Here is a 19,471-nt window from a genome sequence, read left to right on the forward strand (position 1 = left end):
AGACTAAAAATACCCATTATATTCAGATTCTCTGGAGGCAACTTCTCTGTTTTTGACCCTCAGATGAGTTTTACCTTGCTGTTTGCTTCGGTAGCCTAATAAATGAAGGAAGTTTTTAGTAAAAAAACGTGCTATTTTTAAATTTACAACGAGTTCATCTTTTGTTTCTGAAGACCAGCTAACCCCTGGAAGTAATGGCAATATTCGGTCGAAGTGTATCTTTCTAAGAACAGCAGAAATCCTTAAGAATATTTTTGGTGTTTTCAGAATAAGAAAATATCCATCATTTCCTTTTCCTTGGTATAGAGGCATAAATATACGATTGTCCTTGTTAGAATAGATGGGCTTTCCATTACTTTGAGCGATACGAATTCCTTTCTTTACAGCTTGAAAATTTTTAAAGCCAGGCGCCATTTCAAAGTCCTCAAAAGGTTTGATCTCATATCTCTTGATGATTTCAAAAAAAGACTGAAATCCTTCAGTTGATCGAAACAAGCGATTGTAATAATCTTTAAAATTAATAGTTGTTTTATCAAGGCAGCCTGAGAAGACTAAGGATAAATAAATAAAAGCGACATGATGGTCTACAGATGCGGGATCTGTATGTTGACCACCTTCAAATCCGAAAGCGATATAGCCTAACTCATTGATATAGGAGAGCAATGGACCTTCAAGAAACTCTTCTATTCCTAGAATGATAGGCACGGGGTATTGTGATGAATATTTTCGGTTTAGCAGACTGTCGTTTAAAGTGATAAACGGAATGGTTTGACTAGAAGTGGTATGAAGGTCAAAAAAATAAAAGGGACCTTGCTCTGTATTTAATATATCTTGAATCGTAAAATAGATCTCATGGAGTTCCAGAAGTTCACCAGTTTTTTCTGTTTTGTCTTCGGTTTGTATATTTTCAAGATTCTCCTTGGTCCAAAGTCGGTTTAAGTCCTGTTTGTTATAGCGGATACCTTTTTCTAAGGCAGATAAATTTCCGGCTATGGCATACAAGTTACCTTTATAAGAATTTTTCAAATGTTCTATACTTCCTAAAACCTTTCGAAGCGCATAGATACCTGCGGGTTCATTTCCGTGGATACCTGCAACAAAAACTAGGGTAGGGCCTTCATTACTTCCGTTAAAGTGGCCTATTACACGTTGTCTTTGGGTCGATAAATCTATTGCCGTAATTGAATCTTTAGTCATTATCGAAGGGGATTACATCTTTTATAGTGATTATGCCTACAAGATCTTTATTGTGTACAACTGGTAAACAGCCAATCTCATGTTTTTTCATGGTTCGAATAGCATCAATTATATGCGTTGTTGGGGTAACAGTGGTAACTTCAGTTTGCATAACATCTGCTACAATAAAATTTGCATGATCTTTTTCATCCTCTTGAAATTTCTGTGCGTGTGTCCAGGTTAGTAGCCCAGCCAGCTTTCCAAAGCCGTTTTCTACGGGTACGTGATGAATATCCTTCCATTGCATTACTTGCGTTGCTAAGCTCGCCAGGTCATTTTCGTTTACAGTGAATAATTCAGTGGTCATAATATGACTTACAAGGTGTGAGTTTTGCTTTAAGTAGCCTTCTTTTTCGATGGCTGGCCAATTGTGAACAGGAATATTCTCTGTTTGATTTTGATATATAGCTCTTGTAAGTAGGCGTAAAGCTTTATCCTTACTTACCGAGTTGTTTAAATTTCGATAATTCTTGATGATCCATGAAGCTCCGGTTTGGGTTTTAGCTCTCGCTTCGATAATTCCGAGTAAACGGATCCTATCATCGTCATCTATGCCCACCTTTTTAAGTCCGTTATGCGCTATAGGAAGTAGTTCCTTCAGCATTAATTCTTGTATTGTTATATTTTTTCCTTTCCAGCAAATAATGGTTTCTATTCCTGTTCTGGCGGCTTTAATGAAATTGGACTTAACATCTCGAAAGTCCATTACCTTTTTCATATCGTCAAACTCAGCGGGTCTTCCCATCATCAAACCTACCCATAATGCAAAATTTGCTAATTCATCAATAGTAGAAGGCCCAGAGGGGATATATCTATTTTCTATACGAATATGTGCTTTGCCATTTCCAACGCCATAACAGGGTCTGTTCCAGCGATATATTGTGCTGTTATGTAGATTTAGGGCGTGAAGTTTCGGAATTCTGCCTTGTTCTAGTTCTTGTAGTGAGTCTGTTGGAATTTCTTTAGATAAAATTACTTTGTGTTGGGCTATTTCGTCTTTAAACATTTCTGCGATAGAACCAGATTCCCATTCTTTTCCGAACTTTACTCTAGGTTGTTGATCTTTTAAGGCAAAAGAAGCACTTCTGGTATCAATACTTTGTTGAAATAATGCGATACGGGTTTCGCTCCATAATTCTCGTCCGAGTAATAGCGGCGAGTTTGCAGCAATGCCTAAAATGGGAGCAGAAATGGCCTGTGCCCAATTATAGCTAGCAATAAAATCTTCTGGCGGAATTTGTAAATGAAGCTGAAAGCTGGTGTTGCAGGCTTCAAATAAAACAGAATCATGCGAAAGGGATAATTCATCAACACCGCGAATATGTAATTGAAAATTGTCACCTCTAATAGACTTGAGCATGTCATTTAATGCCCAATACCGAGCATTGGGAGTCATATACTCAAATTCAAGTTCTGCATGACTAATGGTGGGTAGAATACCGGTAAGCAGAACCTTCGTGTTAACGGCTTCCCCTTTTTCTCTTGCTTTAGCAATTAATGTGTTTAATTGATTTCCGAGTAGTTGAAAACAATTGCCCTCCAATTTATACGGGTCTAGATTAATTTCGAGGTTGTATCGGGCCAGTTCTGTGGTAAAATGCGGATCATCAATTGCTTTGAGTATCACATCTGAATTCTGCGTAGGCCGCCAACTTTGATCGACTAAGCAAAATTCTTGTTCTGCACCTATGCGATAGATGTCGTTTTCGATAAGATTTTTTTGAAGCATTATTTCCAAAGCTTCAATGTCATTTAATAGATGCTGTATAAAGATAGAACGCGCATCTTTAGATTCTAGTTTTTGTACATTGTGTTCACCCATAATGTTAGATTAGAACATTCCATTAGTTCATAACTCAATAATAGACAAAGAATTAGTTTTCTAAAATGACATTAATCAGTTCTTGATTTCTTCAGAAAAATAACAAAAGCGAAATTGTAAAATACCCGAGGTTTCGCGTATGGCAGATCTAAATATAAGAGCGATATCGTAGTCTGCTGTTTTACAAGTTGAAATGGGTTAAATACTATTGAAATATCTGACTTTCTTAAAGTTTGACTGAGTCTAATTTAGAAACAGTTTGGCCAATGTGCGCATAGAAAACAATTAAAATTTATCCTGCAAAACAGTTGAACATTCTTCTGTATATGATTTCATGTATATGAATTCATACATTCTGATTATCAGATTAGTACATGTGAATATTTATGAATAGTTTTAATCAAATGTACGTTTAATCTTAAAAAAAATAACAATGGGAAAAAGCAAATTATTAAGGATTCTCACCTTCTCGATATTGAGTTGTGGGCTCTTTTTATTTTCAGTGGTGTTACTTAATAACGCCAAGGAAGACAACGCTAAGAATATGTCTTATATTCTTCAAGACAACGTGTATTCTTCATTAGATAAGGAGTTAAACACATCATATAGTTTAGATTATAATGATGAATCTTTTGTCAAAGAAAGGGTAGTTGTCTTTTTATGCGAAGGCTGTAAAACCGATGTGGTAGCTTTAGTTCCAGAAAGCGATTTAAAGACAGCAGACTGGAACAACTTTATTCTTAAAAGCGACGGAGTTCCAGCTTGGATATTGGGAAAAGGATCTATTCCTTACGCTAAGAAGGTAAACTGTTCAAACTTAACTGAGTTATACAGTCAGACGATGATGGCGGCTAATATGTATCGTACGTATTCGATGGCCTTAAAAAATGGAGCTTCTTTGGTGAAGGTTTCTAAATCGGGAGCCAAAACGTATAAGCCTGGGAGTACAGAGCATACAACAGCAAAGAAAAACTTATATAGATCTATGAATCTGAGTTTTACAACTACAGAGGCTATATTAAAGAAAATGAAACCACTTAACTGTATAAAAAGTAAGAAAAAATGAAAAAGTATATCTCTTTATTAATTGTAACTGTGTTGTTTCTAGTGGCAACACATTCATCAAATGCTCAAGATGTAGTTGATTTTGGTGATTCGGGAATCGAAATTGTAGTCGAAGCAAGTGGTGATGGTATGGAAACAGGATGGGCTTATTGGTTCCCAGATGAGTTTTATAGTTATATACCCGCTTTTCCAAGATTGCCTGTGCTTAACTTACCGCCGTGGTCAGGTGGTGGTGGAGGTGGTGGCGACGACGGTGATAGCGAAGCCTGTAATGATGCCATGCAGAAGGTAGTTAATCTTACTTATAGTATTGCACTAAATGAAGCAACAGAACATGAATGGACAACAGATGGTCAAATTGTAAAAGATGATGGAACCGTTGTCCCTGCAGGATCTCAAGAGTATAACGATATGATGACAAACCTGAAAAGAAAGATAAGTAAATTGGCAGATCAGCTCTGGAAGGCACGGCAAGCAGCCAAAGATGCTTGTTAAATTAGTAGGTTCAAATTACATGCAATTCTACATGTGATTAAGACGGAGACTCTTAGTTCAAGTTAAAAGCCAGTCATTTTTCCTTGGTTAATTCCGAAGAAATCTGACTGGTTTTTTATGTTTAATTATTTTCAAATAGGTTGTTGTAAAATACCGTCTTTTTACAAAAACAATATAAGTGTATGAATTCATATAGATGAATTCATACATATTGATTATCAGGTTAGTATAGGTGAGTATTTATAAATAGCTTTAAGAAAATAAATTTAATCTTTTATATTAAAATAATGAAAAAAAACAAATTATTAAGAACGCTAATTTTCTCTGTATTGGGTTGTGGTCTTCTTCTTTTCTCCATTATGCTAACACATAAAACGGAAGTCAATAAGACTAAGAAAATGTCTCTAAATGAAGGAAAGACATATTTTTCTTCAATACCCAAAAAGATAAATGTATTAAATGCTTCAGAACCGAGTGATGAGTTGGTAATTAAGGAAAGGTTAGTAGTTTTTAAATGTCAGGATTGTAAAAAAGACAAATCGGTCATAGCCTTGGAAAAAGGGCTCGACATTAAATATTGGGAGTCTTATTTAATGTCTCTTGAAGGCATTCCGAATTGGATATTAGGTAAAGGGAATATCCCTTATACTAAGAATGTAAACTGTGAGAATTTAACCGAATTATACAGTCAGACGATTTATACTGCTAATATGTATGTTGATTATGGACTGGCTCTAAAAAACGGTGCCAACCTAGTGATTGTCTCAAAATCTGGCTCTAAAATCTTTAAATCAGGGAGTAGAGAACATATGGCAGCGCAGATAGAATATAAAAAAGCCATGGACCTCAGTTTTAAGACAACGGGTGCTGTATTAAAGAAAATGAAACCGTTAGAATGTATAAAAAGCAAAAAGAAATGAAAAAGTATAGATTTATAGTAATTGTATCCCTTTTGTTACTTGGAGTGACTACCCAGAGTAATGCACAAGAAGATGTAGTAGATTTTGGTGATTCCAATATTGTGGTTGTGGTAGAACAAGGCTTTAGAACCGGATTAGTTTATATGTTTTATGATTGGTTCTTTCAGGATATGCCACCACTTCCAAAATTACCAACACTAACCAATCCACCTAAGACAGGCGGAGGCGGTAACAAACCACCTAAAAGTAAAGAGTGTTCTGATGCACAGCAAGAAATTATCAATGTCGTTATTAGTTTAGCACGATTAGAAGCTACAGAAGAAAAATGGAAAACGGACGGTCAGATAGTTAAAGATGATGGTACCATTATTCTAAGGGGTAGTAAGGAATATGATGATTATATGGCAAATATTAGATCAGCGATTAAAAAACAAACAAAGAAACTACAAGATGCTCAGAAAAAGAGAGACGCAGAATGCTAATAGTTCTTCAGAACAAAGAAATGTTTTTTTTTTGACGATTTCAAAATCTTTTTAGGATGTACATAAAATATCAGGGCCAGCTAGTAAGTCTTTAAGACAGATAAAGATTTATTAACTGGTTTTTTTATTGCATAATTCATCAAAATATGGATAAAATAATGGTGCTAAGAAAAGGGAGGTTATACTGTAATCGGTCTAGCGATAAAATCTTCGGGCGGAATTTGTAAATGAAGATGAAGGCTGGTGTTGCAGGCATCAAATAGTACAGAATCATGCGAAAGGGATAATTCATCAACACTGCGAATATGTAATTGATAATTGTCACCTCTAATAGATTTTAGCATGTCATTTAGTGCCCAATAGCGAGCGTTTGGTGTCATATACTCAAATTCAAGTTCTGCATGACTGATGGTGGGTAGAATACCGGTAAGGACAACTTTCGTGTTAAAGGCTTCCGCTTTTTCTCTTGTTTTAGCAATTATTGTGTTTAATTGATTTCCGAGTAGTTGAAAACAGTTACCCTCCAATTTATACGGGTCTACATTAGTTTCGAGGTTATAGCGGGCAAGTCTGTGGTAAAAGGCGGATCATTAATCGCTTTGAGTATCATATCTGAATTCTGCGTAGGTCGCCAACTAGTATTGACTAAATAAAATTCTTGTTCTGCACCTATGCGATAGATGTCGTTTAATGGATGCTGTATAAAGATAGATTGGGCATCTTTAGATTTGAGTTTTTATACATTGTGTTCACCCATAATGTTAGATTAGAACATTGCATTAGTTCATAATTCAACATTAGACAAAAAATTAGTGTTTTAAAATCACATTGATCAGTTATCGGTTTCTACTAGAGAACTCTGAGGAAGTAAATGAATGACTTCGTTCTTAGATTGATGGGCTTGTTTTGCGTCATGAAAGAAAATAAAACAAGACCCTTTTTTAAGGGTCTTGCATTACTGGTTAGTATACTTAAACTAGAATTACATTAGTTATTTTTAATGATTTTTCCAGAGAAAACTTCGTTCGTTTTAATATTTACTAACTGAACAATATAGATACCTTCAGGAAAATTTGAAATATCCATTTGGAAAGATTTCAAATCTTGCTGATCAAAGGTGTTTGAATACATCAAGCCACGACTCATACTAAACAGTTTAACATCGAAATTCATTAAGGAGCTATTATCTAGCGCTATAGTGATTATGTTTTGAGTCGGGTTTGGGAAGATATTTAGGCTTACAGCCAACGGATCTTCTTTATAGTACTCATTCAATCTCGGCTTATTGGCTCTTACGAGTGTTGTTGGGCTATTCTGAAATGTTCCAGTACAACCTTCAATATACGCCCTAAAAACAGAGCCATTTAGCGCGTCGAAATCATCTACTAATAGTACTTCGAGCCCTGCATGATACACAGCTTCTCCGCCAGAGTTTACCGTGTTTGAAGCCGTAATAGTATTCATTGCTTCTTGATAATCACTAGAACCATTGGGCACATTAGCTGTGATTACGAGATCATTAGCACAACCTCCCAAAATATATGGCGACGTATACGTTAACGCAGTTCCACTTCGTGTATCTGTCCAAACGGGATAGACCATACCACCATGTGCAGAAATACCTAAGTAGTCACCCATATAACCTCCTGCTAAACCAGGAATTGGGGTAGGTGTGAATGACACATCGCTTACTCTGTTGTCTGCCCATGTTACACCGCCATCTGTTGAATTTGCAACCCAAGTTTCTACCTGTGCCGCACCAACGTTTCTATCGTCATAGAAAATCACGCTAAGGTTACCATTTGCGGGGTCACAGGTTATCCATGGAAAATATTGCACGTTTCCAACGGGATCTTGATTTACACGAACAGGTGTAGACCATGTGGCACCATTATTTGTGGAACTCATGATATAAACACTTACATCCGTACCAGTATTAACGCCAGGTACACCAACGTTGGACCAGACCACATAGATTTTACCGTTGTTTGGGCCACCACTAATATCAACAGCCATACTTGGGAAGGAATTACTTCTCATGTTTTTACCATGTGGATTTGCTAGTGGAAAACCAGGCTGCCAACGAACACCTTGAATGTTATTATGAATTCTGGTTGCTGCGCCAAAGCTCACTCCACCATTGGTAGAACGGGCAAAACCGATGGCATTCTCGCGTGATGGCCAACTATCATAAATTGCCCATACAGCATATACATCTCCATTGGGTCCTGTCTGAATGTTCACGCCTTGATCATGACTACCAGAAGCAACTGCGGCACTAATGTTGATAGGTGTAGACCAGGTTACACCATTATTAGTAGAACGAGATATTTCTATGTCGTTATTGTTTACACCGCCAAAAGCAGTCCATGAGCTATAAACATTTCCTTGGAATCCACTAACAGCAGAATTGTCTACCCATAAATGGTTTTTATCAAGAAATCCACCATTACTTGGTAGTGTTGACACGCTCCATGTTGTTCCATTATTGTTAGAAATGGAGACACCTTGACCGCCACCGCTCGTAATATGACCAACATAACTAGTGCCACCTAAGCTAATGGCAGCTGCAGGATCACCTGAGTTGCTGCCTCCTGCACCTCCAGTACCGCCAGTCCAAGTTAGTCCGCCGTCAAAAGAAAACAGTGCATTTGTTCCTTGTACAGATGCTCCAATGGTCGAGTTATTCGAATTTAAGGCAATTTGATTATTATTAGGGTCCACGAAAACAGAATTTTCACTCTGTGTTGTTGAACCTCCACCTATTAATAGAACATCAGGGGTATCCATCATTCTATTTTGGTCGCCTACAAATACAGCAGGCGGCGCTTCTACATCTGGATTGAGAGGTATAATTCCTAGTTCGGCTTTTTCCTTCCAATATCTCCAGTTGTCAATTTTAGTGTCAATAGTTTCTTGACTAAATACGGAAACTGAAAAGAGACACAGCGACAGTAACTTTATAAGTTTTATAAAATCTTTCATATCATTTGATTTTTAAGATTAGACTTCAGTTACTGCTTAGATAAATGATCAACTTTTTTGTCGAGTTCTTGCAATTGTTTTTCCAGAGCTATGATGTAAAGTGTTAATTCTTCTATTTTTTCTTGCTGAATACGGGTCATATCACCAACTTCAATACCTTCGTTTGCTACTTGCTTTGCAGATGGTACATTCGGTAAATGGCCGTTTTCAGAAATATAGTTTGCTACCATGTTCAGCGGCATTAAATTATAATCAGCTGCAAAAACATAATCTGCCCAACCTGTTCGAACACGTAATTCTTCAGTAAGAATTCCACCTTTTACATATAAGCTATAGGCACTAGTGTTGGCACCTCCAACAGAATTCACCAAGTTTTTTGTGTTGATTCCAAGTTTATTACTCGAAAAATCACCATATACTAAAGGTATTGTGGTAGAAGAATTATCTATGTAGAGCTTATTACTCGTAGTCTCATTATAGCCTGCATTATATCCTAAAAAGACATTCCCACTTCCAGTACTGTTATTTGTACCTGCTAGAAAGCCAATCATTGTATTATTACCACCAGTGGTACCAAAAATACCTGCTCCAGTACCTACATAGGTATTATTATTACCTGAAGTTTGTGAGTATCCTGTAAAAGATCCTAAAAAGGTATTATAGGAAGTGGCTGCAGTGATGACTCTTCCGGCAACGTTACCAAAATAGGATCCTCCTGTACCTACAGTACCGGCACTTAAACCATCATAGGTGGTAGTACCGTTTATAGTTCGATTTCCGTTCATGCCTTCAAGCATTACTGATGGAATTTCGTTTACTTCAGTAGAATTGATTTCTTGTGCATGTGTAAAATAAGTAACCGAAAAGATTACAGCACATACAAGGGTTCTTTGTAAATTTTTAAATTTGATCATGTTTGGTTTGTTTAAAAATTAATAATAATTAAATGTTGAGGATTTAACCTCATAGGTTTTACACCTAAACAAGAAGGGGGATAACATACGTGTATGAAGATCTGGCATCAAATGCCGCCAAAATGCAAGTAAAAAGTTAGTCTCCCCTCTAACTTTTCATCGTGTAATAGTATTACACTGCGCGCAAACTGAAAGGTTTAATAGTTATAAAAACCTATATAAATGTACTTATGAACAATACAAAACACATTACGTTGATGTGAATAAATTGTCAATAGCAATACTTAAAAGTACGATATAACTATCTGATAATCAACAGGAAAAGACCTGTTATTAATAAGGTTTTTTCCTGAGGTTATATGAGGTAAGTACTTGTACTAAACTAATTCGTAACGATTTTTAATCCATGTGTCGTCCATCTAATTTAATAGGTATCGTCTCTTTTTTAATTTTTAAAATGATCATTATAATTAGTGATAATAACCTTGCGGGCAAAATATGTTGGTAGTCCAGATGGAAGTTACTAAGTACTTTAACACCATTTTAAGAATTCTAACAAGAGGTCATATTATCTTTAACATTCGCCTAAAAAAAATAAAAATGACTTTACAAAAATTTCCAAGATGGATTGCAGCTGGAGTTCTTGCATCTGCACTTACCATAATTTCATGTGAAAACAAAGAAGTAACTACCACCGACGAAAGCGCGAAGCTTTCAGTCGATTTTGAAAAATATGAACTTGAAAATGGCTTAGATGTGATTCTGCATCAAGATACTAGTGACCCAATTGTTTCCGTAGCAATTCAGTACGGCGTAGGTTCAAATCGAGAAAAGACAGGAAGAACAGGTTTTGCACACTTATTTGAGCACATGCTTTTTCAGGAATCTGAAAACGTTCCGCAGGATCAATTCTTTAAAAAGGTACAAGATGCTGGAGGAACGCTAAATGGAGGTACATGGAAAGATGGAACCATTTATTACGAGATCGTGCCAAACAATGCGCTGGAAACTATCCTTTGGATGGAAAGCGATCGTATGGGCTTTTTAATCAATACCGTGACAGAATCTGCATTCTACAACCAACAAGAAGTAGTACAGAACGAAAAAAGACAGCGTGTTGATAACAATCCTTACGGTCACACAAATTGGGTGTTAGATAAAAACTTATATCCAGAAGGACATCCATATAACTGGCAAGTAATTGGCGAGTTGGTTGATCTTCAAAGCGCTACCGTAGAGGATGTTCGGGAGTTTTATGATCGTTTTTATGGACCAAATAATGCCACCTTGGTCATCGCTGGAGATTTCAAAAATTCTGAAGCAAAACAACTCGTTGAAAAATATTTTGGAGAGATCAAAAAGCGTCAGGAAGTCGCGCCTATGAAACCACAACGTGTGACTTTAGCCGAAACAAAACGTCTTTATCATGAAGATAATTTTGCAACTGCTCCTCAATTAAATATGGTTTGGCCAACAGTGGAACAATACACTGAAGATGCGTATGCACTCGATTTTTTAGCTGAAATTCTTTCAAGCGGAAAAAAGGCTGCAATGTATAAAGTGTTAGTGAAAGATAAAGATCTTACTTCTCGTACTTCAGCCTACAATAACTCACAAGAACTTGCTGGAGAGTTTCATATTCGTATTACAGCGAATGACGGTGTTGATCTAGATGAAGTAGAAGCAGGTATCAATGAAGCATTTACTCTTTTTGAAACCAATGGCATTACAGATCGTGATGTTGAACGTGTAAAGGCTGGTTTAGAAACCGGTTTTTATAATGGTATTAGCAGTGTGCTTGGAAAATCTTTTCAGCTTGCAAGCTATAACACATTTACTGGTGATCCAGGATTTATTGAAGATGATATTGAAAATATCAAAAAGGTTACGAAAGAAGATGTTATGCGCGTATACGAAACTTATATTAAAGGGAAACCGTATATCATGACCAGCTTTGTTCCTAAGGGAAAACTAGATCTTATTGCTGAAAATTCTACAAAAGCACCGGTGGTGGAAGAAGAAATCAAAGAGAATGTTACAAAAACAGTAGAAGATGCGCAGGCAGAGGTTGCAAAGACACCTTCTAACTTTGATCGTTCTATAGAACCAGCTCAAGGGGAAGCTCCTGCGTTAAACATTCCAACAAATTGGACAGCCGAATTAGCCAATGGTTTGGTTGTCTACGGAATTGAACAGAATGAGATTCCTACAGTGAATTTTAGTCTTGTTATTGAAGGCGGTCACTTACTAGACGACAAAAATAAAAATGGTGTGGCGAATTTAATGACCGACATCATGATGGAGGGAACAGCCAACAAAACACCAGAGCAATTAGAAGAGGAAATTGAAATGCTTGGCGCAAGTATTAATATGTATACTACCAATGAATCTATTGTAATTCGCGGGAATACATTAACGCGTAACTTCGATAAAACAATGGATCTTATTGAAGAGATCTTATTGGAGCCACGTTGGGATGAAGAAGAGTTTACTCGTATTAAAACGGCAACGATCAACCAAATTAAACGTTCAGATGCTAATCCGAACGCTGTTGCTGGACGTGTATACAATAAGTTATTATATGGAGAAGATCATATCTTTAGCTATCCTACAAGCGGAACCGAAGAATCGGTTAAAGCATTGACCATGCAAGACTTGAAAGATTTCTATACCAAGAATTTTTCACCAAGTATTAGTAAATTTCATGTGGTTGGAAAAATTGACAAAAAGGCTGCATTAGCAACTTTAAAGGATCTTGAATCAAGATGGCCGGCGAAAGAGGTTAAAATGCCTGAATATCCTATTGCTAATAACCGTGATAAAAGTAGCTTGTATTTTGTAGATATTCCCGGCGCTAAACAATCGGTGATCAATATTGGGTATATCTCTATGCCAAGAACCGATAAAGATTTTTACCCCGCTGAAGTGATGAACTATAAATTAGGAGGCTCTTTCTCAGGAAATGTCAACTTAATTCTCCGTGAAGAAAAAGGATATACGTATGGAGCCCGTACAGGTTTTAGCGGAAGCAAGTTGCCAGGAACGTTTACAGCTTCATCGAGTGTTCGAACCAATACCACAGGCGAATCGGTTGAGATCTTTAAAGAGCAGATCGCAGAGTATAAAAATGGTATTTCAGAAGAAGACCTTGATTTTACAAAGAATGCCTTGGTAAAATCAAATGCACGTCGCTTTGAAACACAGTTTGCCTTATTAGGGATGCTACAAGAGATGAGTACCTATGAGTTACCTGCAGATTATATTGCAAAGGAAGAGGCGATCATTAAAGGAATGACCTTAGAACAACATAAGGCTTTGGCTAATAAATATCTAGATGAGTCTAAAATGGCTTACTTGGTGGTAGGAGATGCTGCAACGCAGTATACTCAGTTTAAGAACATGGGCTTTGATGAAGTGCTTTTGCTCGATAAAGAGGGCGAGGAAGTAAAATTAGAAGATGTGAAGATGTAATATTTCACTATCCAAATTGTATATAAAAGGAGTTGTCGGAAGACAGCTCCTTTTTGTTTTTAATTGAATATCTTTAAAACATAAATGACACCATATGACAAAAGTAATAACCTTGACAATAGTATGTTTTGCAATACTTAGTTGTACTTCGGAAGTTAAAAAAGCCGAGGTTCAAACTTCAGAAAAAGAAAAAGTAATTAAGACATATTCGCCCCCCGTTTTTGGGCTTTCCGAAGCAAACAAATTAATTGAACTTCCCTTACATTGCGTGACTACGGAATATCCCAATAAATTAGGGCAAACCATTAGTGGTCCATCAGACCTTCAGGAGCCTACGCAATTACACCCTATATTTTATGGTTGTTTTGATTGGCATAGCGCCGTTCATGGCTATTGGTCTATGGTTACTTTACTAAAAACCTTCCCCGAAATGGAGCGTGCTTCCGAAGCAAAAAGCGTATTAAAAGAAAATTTTACAAAGGAGAAAGTTGCAATAGAGCTACTGTATTTTCAAAAAAATATCAATAAATCCTATGAACGAACCTATGGGTGGGCCTGGCTACTCAAATTACAGCAAGAATTAAATACATGGCAAGATCCTGAAGCGCAACAAATGGCTACCAATTTACAGCCATTATCTGATCTCATTGTGGCGCGCTACAAAGAATTTCTTCCTAAACTGGTGTATCCTATTCGTGTGGGAGAACACACCAATACGGCATTCGGACTCACATTTGCGTATGATTATGCAAAAGAAGTACAAGACCTTGAACTTATGAGCCTGATCGAAAAACGGGCCCGCGAGTTTTATATAAAAGATAATGCTTGCCCCATTACCTGGGAACCAAGTGGATACGACTTTCTTTCGCCCTGTCTGGAAGAAATTGATATCCTGCGTCGTATTTTACCAACGACTGAGTTTAAAACTTGGCTCGATGATTTTATGCCTCAATTAGAAGATGAAGGATATCAACTTGCCGTGGGACGTGTTGATGATAGAACTGATGGAAAGCTAGTTCATCTCGACGGACTAAATTTTAGTCGGGCGTGGGTGTTCTACGGACTGGCAAAACAATATCCATCTTATAAACATCTAATTAATATCGCCAATGAGCATGTTGCCTATTCTTACCCTAATTTAGTTGGTGATAGTTATGAAGGCGGACATTGGTTAGGAAGCTTTGCTATCTATGCGCTTAAAAGTCTAAATGATAACTAATTGAAAAATCCACTTAAAAATATTGGTCCGGGTACGTTAATCGCCGCCGCATTTATTGGTCCGGGAACAGTAACAGTATGTACCTTAGCTGGGGTTGACTTTGGTTTTACACTACTTTGGGCCATGGTATTGTCAATTATTGCTACCATTGTATTGCAAGAAATGGCTGTGCGTTTAGGAATAGTACACGGAAAAGGCTTAGCCGAAACTGTAAAGCACGAGATTAAATCACCCGTACTTCGTTGGATCGCTATACTCCTTATTTTGGCAGCTATTCTTGTTGGAAATGCGGCATACGAAGCAGGTAATATTAGTGGAGGCGTTTTAGGCTTACAAACCATCTTTACAGAAACTACTTTTAGCTTAGGAGGACTGACCATCAATTTACTCAGTATCTTGATAGGTATCATAGCTTTTACACTCTTATATATAGGCAACTATAAAATTATAGAACGGGTTTTGGTCACATTGGTCATTTTAATGAGTTTGTCATTTATTATCACTGCCATTATGACCAAACCAGATGTACTAAGCGTAGCGAAAGGACTCTTTGTTCCATCAGTGCCGAAAGAAGGCTGGCTTACCATTATTGGCCTTGTAGGAACTACCGTTGTGCCGTATAATTTATTTCTTCATGCTTCTTTGGTTAAGGAAAAATGGAAAGGAGTGGAGCAACTGAAAATGGCGCGAACCGATTTGTATCTATCTGTCATATTGGGTGGTCTGGTCTCCATCATGATCATTATTTGCGGGGCCGCCATAACATCGGGAGAGGTCCAAAATGCAGCCGATCTAGCACGTGGACTAGAACCGTTATACGGTGCTAATGCTACCTATTTTTTAAGTGCCGGTTTATTTGCCGCCGGAATCACATCGGCCATAACAGCACCGCTTGCCGCCGCTTATGTCGCGCGAGAACTTTTTGGCTGGGATCAATCATTAAAGGATGTTAAATTTCGAATGGTTTGGGGGTGTATTTTGTTGCTGGGTGTAATTTTATCTTCCATAGGAATCAAACCCATTGAGATCATTCGATTTGCACAAGTGGCCAACGGACTCTTATTACCAATTATTGCTGTATTTTTACTTTGGGTTGTAAATAGACCTTCGGTATTAGGAACTCATAGAAATTCGTTACTACAGAATATTTTAGGAATTCTTATCGTACTCATGGCGGTAGGTCTAGGTATCAAGAGTCTTATTAAAGTTTTTGCTTCGTTTTGAAAAGCACAGAATACCATATCGATATTAATGCCGATCTGGGTGAGGGGATTGGCAATGATGAGCAGATCATGCCACTTATATCTTCCTGCAGCATTGCCTGCGGCGGGCACTACGGAAATAAGGAATCTATAAAGAACACCATACAATTAGCAAAAAAATATCGGGTAAAAATAGGGGCTCATCCTTCGTTTCCAGATAGAGATAACTTCGGAAGAAAACTGCTAACTCTCACCAAACGGGAGTTACAAGAAACTATCTCAGCGCAGCTCAATTTGTTTTTAGAGGTCTGTCATTCCGAAGACATAGAAATGCACCATGTTAAATTACACGGAGCACTATATAATTATGCTGCTAAGGATGCACCAACAGCAGATGCAATTGTTGAAGCAATCCTTGAAACACAAATAAGACCTATTCTCTATGTCCCACCAAATTCTATTCTTGCTGAAAAGGCTAAAAACCTATTGCCATTGTGGTACGAAGCTTTTATAGATCGACGATACCATAATGATGGAACTTTAGTGTCCCGAATGCTAGAGGATGCTGTAATACTTGATAATAAAAGCGCTTGGAACCAATTGAAGCAGTTGGTTGTAAAAGGATCGGTAAATACAATAGAAGGGCAAGAGATACCTTTACAGGCCGATACTTTTTGTATCCATGGAGATACCCCTCAGGCATTGGGAATTTTAAAGTTTATTCACCAAACCATGACTGCTCATGGCATAAAACTATCATGAACAAGTTTCCAATATTTATGCAATTTGGCGAACATGCGGCTTTGGTGCGTTGGGACGCAATTATTGATATAAATATCCATTATCAAATCTTGCAATTAAAGCGTTTTGTTTTCGAAAATTTTTCCGAAGAGATCATTGAAACAGTGCCAGCGTATAACGAACTGGCTTTATATTTTAAACCACATATTTCGGTGTCCAAGGTTCTTCAGAAACTAAAGGAAAATTATAAAACCCAATTACATCCTAATACTAAAGTATCAAATATTGTGACGATTCCTGTTTGCTATGACGGTGATCTTGCCCCCGATATGGAGAGGGTGATGGCACATACGGGCTTATCAAAAGGAGAGATCATAGCTAAACACACCGAGCCTAATTACAAGGTTTATTTTTTAGGCTTTTTACCAGGCTTTCCTTACTTAGGCGGTTTATCTAGCCAACTAGCGACGCCTAGGCATCAAACACCGCGAGAATTTGTTGAAAAAGGGGCGGTGGCTATTGGAGGAAATCAAACGGGGATCTATCCATTAGCTTCACCAGGTGGTTGGAATATTATTTGTCGTACTCCAGTACAATTGTTTGATCTTAAGCGTGCTCAAAAGGCGCTCCTACAAGCAGGCGATGAGGTTCGATTTAGAGTGGTTTCAAAAGAGGAGTTTTTGACCATTCAGGAGAAGATTGAAAGGGAGGTGAATCATGATTAAAGTTATATCTGCTGGTATCTTAAGCTCTATTCAGGATCTAGGACGTTTCGGATATCGTGATTCTGGTGTACCTATAAGTGGTGCTATGGATGCCTATGCGGCGCAATTAGCAAATAAATTACTTGACAATGAAAAGGAAGCTGCCGTACTAGAGATGACCATGGTAGGACCCGTATTACAATTTATGAAACCAACTGCAATCGCGATCACTGGTGCAGGTTTTACACCTACTATTAACAATATAGAAATACCTTTAAACACTAGGGTATGGATTGAAACAGGGGATATGCTACGGTTTGGGTTAGCATCCTATGGACTACGCGGATATTTGAGTGTAATGGGTGGTTTTTCTACGGAAGTTATCTTGGGAAGCCGAAGTCAGTATGTAGGATTAACCACGAATACCTCACTCAGCAAAGGCAATTTATTACCTATTGCTTCTTCTGAAAAGATTGGGAAAATCACGACGGCTTCGGTCAAAGAACGAATGGAACATTTTACTTCCAAAGAATTTATATGTTATAAAGGACCCGAATTTGATCTCCTTCCGAAGACTATTCAGCAATTATTAGGAACACAATTGCTTGAGGTGAGTTCAAAAAGTAACCGAATGGCCTATCTCCTAAAAGGACTGGAAGTTGCAAGCCCAAAAGAAATCATTTCAGCACCAGTGCAACCTGGTACTGTTCAACTAACACCTTCTGGACAATGTATCGTATTAATGCGAGATGCTCAAACCACTGGTGGTTATGCGCGTGTTTTGCAACTCTCAGAAAGGGCAATGCATCGACTTTCGCAACGAAGAGGCGGAGATCTGGTGCAATTTAAAATAAGCGATCTTCCTTAGTAAATTCCTTACGAATCCCCTTGGTAAGCACCTTTGTGGTAAGTTGATCGGTATCTCTACTAAGAACATCAATGCTACAATATTGAATAATATTAACAATATGCGAGCCTGTTAACTCATATTTATCTGAAATTTGCTGGAGGTCGATCTCTGGATGAAGTTTCAATTTTGATGGAAGGTTGGTTGTCCATAGTTGATATCGTTCTTCTGCAGATGGTTTTTCAAATTCACAGATAGATTGAAATCTTCTCATAAAAGCATCATCAATATTGTCTTTGAAATTACTAGCAAGAATAACCAAACCAGGATGTGATTCTACGCGTTGAAGTAAATAAGATACTTCTTGATTGGCATATTTATCGTTTGAGTTTTGAACATTTGTTCGTTTTCCGAAGATAGCATCTGCTTCATCAAAAAATAGGATCCAGTCTTTATGGGCTGCTTTATCAAAGAGATTGGCTAGGTTTTTTTCTGTTTCCCCTATATATTTTGACACGATTGTAGAAAGATCTATTCGATATACGGGATGGCCAGTATGTTTACCCAATAAGCTAGCGGTAAGTGTTTTTCCGGTTCCTGGAGGACCGTGAAATAATACGCGATAGCCAGCTTTCACACGGTCTTTCATTCCCCAAGAATGATAAAAAGTGTGATGGTGGTTTAACCAATTTTGGAGCTCTTGTATCTCCTCCATGGTTTTATCATTCAAAATAAGATCGTCAAAAGTAAGAGCTGTTTCAAGTTTTTCGGCGGGGAAGTCGGCCGATCTTTTTGGGGCTGGAACAATCCCTGTAGTAACTAAATAGAAAATTTCGGGATATAAGAGAATTCTTCCGCTGAGTATGGGTTCGTCGTCTGGCGCGCGATCTAGATATAATATTCTGTTGTTTTCAAATGTCTCATTTTCAGAAAAATAAGTAATGCAGCGCATCCTTTCAGACATAATATTACCGGCGAGTATAAATTGTGCTGTCTCGCCTGTAGGTAGAATACCTCGGTGTTGTTTTCCTTTAATTCCTCCGAACTGTGGTAGATCTGTTCCTGATGGAAAAGCCTCAGAAACTGTGTTTAATAGGAAATCGGGTGCGACATAAGGCACTAATGTTAAAATAAAGATTACGATCTCTGCCTGTGTAAGTTCTTTTTCTTTTATAAATTTAATGGTCACACATTCAGTCAATGCGGCTAAAGGCAATGTTGGAGCATCTTTTTCGAAAATACCATCAGGGTTTTCAACTCGCCAGATAATGACTTCCTTTAGAAAAGAAAAAATAACGGTAAGTTCACTATTTATTGTGGTGTTGGGCATTTGTATATTTTTTCTAGGGTTAATTGAAAAGTACTGAT

The 19,471-nt window shown here is 37.5% G+C and carries 16 protein-coding genes; 10 read left to right on the top strand and 6 right to left on the bottom strand.

What is annotated here, in order from left to right:
• Window positions 1–3 precede the first annotated feature (3 nt).
• Complete coding sequence (locus tag ACY2RU_RS14040) at window positions 4–1,197, bottom strand: aspartoacylase (RefSeq protein ID WP_490139106.1); 1,194 nt, start codon at window positions 1,195–1,197, stop codon at window positions 4–6.
• Entirely contained in the window at window positions 1,190–3,058 is a 1,869-nt protein-coding gene (locus tag ACY2RU_RS14045) for a CBS domain-containing protein (RefSeq protein ID WP_490139107.1), read from the bottom strand. Before ACY2RU_RS14045 ends, ACY2RU_RS14040 begins: the two co-directional genes overlap by 8 nt.
• A gap of 433 nt (window positions 3,059–3,491) precedes the next feature.
• Here ACY2RU_RS14045 and ACY2RU_RS14050 point away from each other — a divergent pair, with 433 nt between their 5' ends.
• From ACY2RU_RS14050 to ACY2RU_RS14065, 4 genes are all read left to right on the top strand, one after another.
• Entirely contained in the window at window positions 3,492–4,124 is a 633-nt protein-coding gene (locus ACY2RU_RS14050) for a hypothetical protein (protein ID WP_490139108.1), read from the top strand.
• The gene (locus tag ACY2RU_RS14055) at window positions 4,121–4,618 is read left to right on the top strand and encodes a hypothetical protein (protein WP_490139109.1); all 498 of its coding nucleotides are present in this window, start codon (window positions 4,121–4,123) and stop codon (window positions 4,616–4,618) included. The genes ACY2RU_RS14050 and ACY2RU_RS14055 overlap by 4 nt, the downstream gene beginning before the upstream one ends.
• A gap of 287 nt (window positions 4,619–4,905) precedes the next feature.
• A complete protein-coding gene (locus ACY2RU_RS14060) occupies window positions 4,906–5,538 on the top strand; it encodes a hypothetical protein (protein ID WP_490139110.1) in 633 nt (210 codons plus the stop codon).
• Window positions 5,535–6,020, top strand: a complete 486-nt coding sequence (locus ACY2RU_RS14065) for a hypothetical protein (protein WP_490139111.1) — start codon at window positions 5,535–5,537, stop codon at window positions 6,018–6,020. The genes ACY2RU_RS14060 and ACY2RU_RS14065 overlap by 4 nt, the downstream gene beginning before the upstream one ends.
• A 179-nt stretch (window positions 6,021–6,199) precedes the next feature.
• Here the strand turns inward: ACY2RU_RS14065 and ACY2RU_RS14070 are convergent, their stop codons facing one another.
• The 3 genes from ACY2RU_RS14070 to ACY2RU_RS14080 form a co-directional block, all read right to left on the bottom strand.
• Window positions 6,200–6,547, bottom strand: coding sequence for a hypothetical protein (locus ACY2RU_RS14070; protein WP_490139112.1), 348 nt, complete (start codon window positions 6,545–6,547; stop codon window positions 6,200–6,202).
• Window positions 6,548–7,007: 460 nt separating this feature from the next.
• On the bottom strand, window positions 7,008–9,005 hold the full coding sequence (locus ACY2RU_RS14075) for a 3-coathanger stack domain-containing protein (protein WP_490139113.1): 1,998 nt from the start codon (window positions 9,003–9,005) through the stop codon (window positions 7,008–7,010).
• Window positions 9,006–9,034: 29 nt separating this feature from the next.
• The gene (locus tag ACY2RU_RS14080; RefSeq protein WP_490139114.1) at window positions 9,035–9,919 is read right to left on the bottom strand and encodes a hypothetical protein; all 885 of its coding nucleotides are present in this window, start codon (window positions 9,917–9,919) and stop codon (window positions 9,035–9,037) included.
• A 600-nt stretch (window positions 9,920–10,519) separates the two neighbouring features.
• Between ACY2RU_RS14080 and ACY2RU_RS14085 the strand changes: the two genes are divergently transcribed.
• The 6 genes from ACY2RU_RS14085 to ACY2RU_RS14110 all read left to right on the top strand — a co-directional run bounded on the left by ACY2RU_RS14085 (window position 10,520) and on the right by ACY2RU_RS14110 (window position 18,124).
• Complete coding sequence (locus ACY2RU_RS14085) at window positions 10,520–13,390, top strand: M16 family metallopeptidase (RefSeq protein ID WP_490139115.1); 2,871 nt, start codon at window positions 10,520–10,522, stop codon at window positions 13,388–13,390.
• A gap of 94 nt (window positions 13,391–13,484) precedes the next feature.
• Entirely contained in the window at window positions 13,485–14,609 is a 1,125-nt protein-coding gene (locus tag ACY2RU_RS14090) for a DUF2891 domain-containing protein (RefSeq protein ID WP_490139116.1), read from the top strand.
• Window positions 14,610–15,833 carry an Nramp family divalent metal transporter gene (locus ACY2RU_RS14095; protein ID WP_490139117.1) on the top strand — a complete coding sequence of 408 codons (1,224 nt, stop codon included), beginning with the start codon at window positions 14,610–14,612 and terminating at the stop codon, window positions 15,831–15,833.
• Entirely contained in the window at window positions 15,830–16,573 is a 744-nt protein-coding gene (gene pxpA / locus ACY2RU_RS14100) for a 5-oxoprolinase subunit PxpA (RefSeq protein WP_490139118.1), read from the top strand. The genes ACY2RU_RS14095 and pxpA overlap by 4 nt, the downstream gene beginning before the upstream one ends.
• On the top strand, window positions 16,570–17,277 hold the full coding sequence (gene pxpB, locus ACY2RU_RS14105) for a 5-oxoprolinase subunit PxpB (RefSeq protein ID WP_490139119.1): 708 nt from the start codon (window positions 16,570–16,572) through the stop codon (window positions 17,275–17,277). The genes pxpA and pxpB overlap by 4 nt, the downstream gene beginning before the upstream one ends.
• Window positions 17,270–18,124, top strand: coding sequence for a 5-oxoprolinase subunit C family protein (locus ACY2RU_RS14110; RefSeq protein WP_490139120.1), 855 nt, complete (start codon window positions 17,270–17,272; stop codon window positions 18,122–18,124). The genes pxpB and ACY2RU_RS14110 overlap by 8 nt, the downstream gene beginning before the upstream one ends.
• On the opposite strand, the gene ACY2RU_RS14115 is transcribed toward ACY2RU_RS14110, so the two are convergent.
• Window positions 18,102–19,433, bottom strand: a complete 1,332-nt coding sequence (locus ACY2RU_RS14115; protein WP_490139121.1) for an ATP-binding protein — start codon at window positions 19,431–19,433, stop codon at window positions 18,102–18,104. The two genes, ACY2RU_RS14110 and ACY2RU_RS14115, sit on opposite strands and share 23 nt — an antisense overlap.
• Between the last annotated feature and the right edge of the window lie 38 nt (window positions 19,434–19,471).

The sequence above is a fragment of the Ulvibacter sp. 2305UL32-6 genome (assembly GCF_058148545.1).

What these genes read in the sequence shown, in the direction of transcription:
- pxpB (WP_490139119.1), top strand. Translation starts at nt 16,570, where the DNA reads ATGAACAAGTTTCCAATATTTATGCAATTTGGCGAACATGCGGCTTTG.
- ACY2RU_RS14085 (WP_490139115.1), top strand. Translation starts at nt 10,520, where the DNA reads ATGACTTTACAAAAATTTCCAAGATGGATTGCAGCTGGAGTTCTTGCA.
- ACY2RU_RS14075 (WP_490139113.1), bottom strand. Translation starts at nt 9,005, where the DNA reads ATGAAAGATTTTATAAAACTTATAAAGTTACTGTCGCTGTGTCTCTTT.
- ACY2RU_RS14060 (WP_490139110.1), top strand. Translation starts at nt 4,906, where the DNA reads ATGAAAAAAAACAAATTATTAAGAACGCTAATTTTCTCTGTATTGGGT.
- ACY2RU_RS14055 (WP_490139109.1), top strand. Translation starts at nt 4,121, where the DNA reads ATGAAAAAGTATATCTCTTTATTAATTGTAACTGTGTTGTTTCTAGTG.
- ACY2RU_RS14115 (WP_490139121.1), bottom strand. Translation starts at nt 19,433, where the DNA reads ATGCCCAACACCACAATAAATAGTGAACTTACCGTTATTTTTTCTTTT.
- ACY2RU_RS14050 (WP_490139108.1), top strand. Translation starts at nt 3,492, where the DNA reads ATGGGAAAAAGCAAATTATTAAGGATTCTCACCTTCTCGATATTGAGT.
- ACY2RU_RS14045 (WP_490139107.1), bottom strand. Translation starts at nt 3,058, where the DNA reads ATGGGTGAACACAATGTACAAAAACTAGAATCTAAAGATGCGCGTTCT.
- ACY2RU_RS14065 (WP_490139111.1), top strand. Translation starts at nt 5,535, where the DNA reads ATGAAAAAGTATAGATTTATAGTAATTGTATCCCTTTTGTTACTTGGA.
- ACY2RU_RS14110 (WP_490139120.1), top strand. Translation starts at nt 17,270, where the DNA reads ATGATTAAAGTTATATCTGCTGGTATCTTAAGCTCTATTCAGGATCTA.
- ACY2RU_RS14080 (WP_490139114.1), bottom strand. Translation starts at nt 9,919, where the DNA reads ATGATCAAATTTAAAAATTTACAAAGAACCCTTGTATGTGCTGTAATC.
- ACY2RU_RS14090 (WP_490139116.1), top strand. Translation starts at nt 13,485, where the DNA reads ATGACAAAAGTAATAACCTTGACAATAGTATGTTTTGCAATACTTAGT.
- ACY2RU_RS14040 (WP_490139106.1), bottom strand. Translation starts at nt 1,197, where the DNA reads ATGACTAAAGATTCAATTACGGCAATAGATTTATCGACCCAAAGACAA.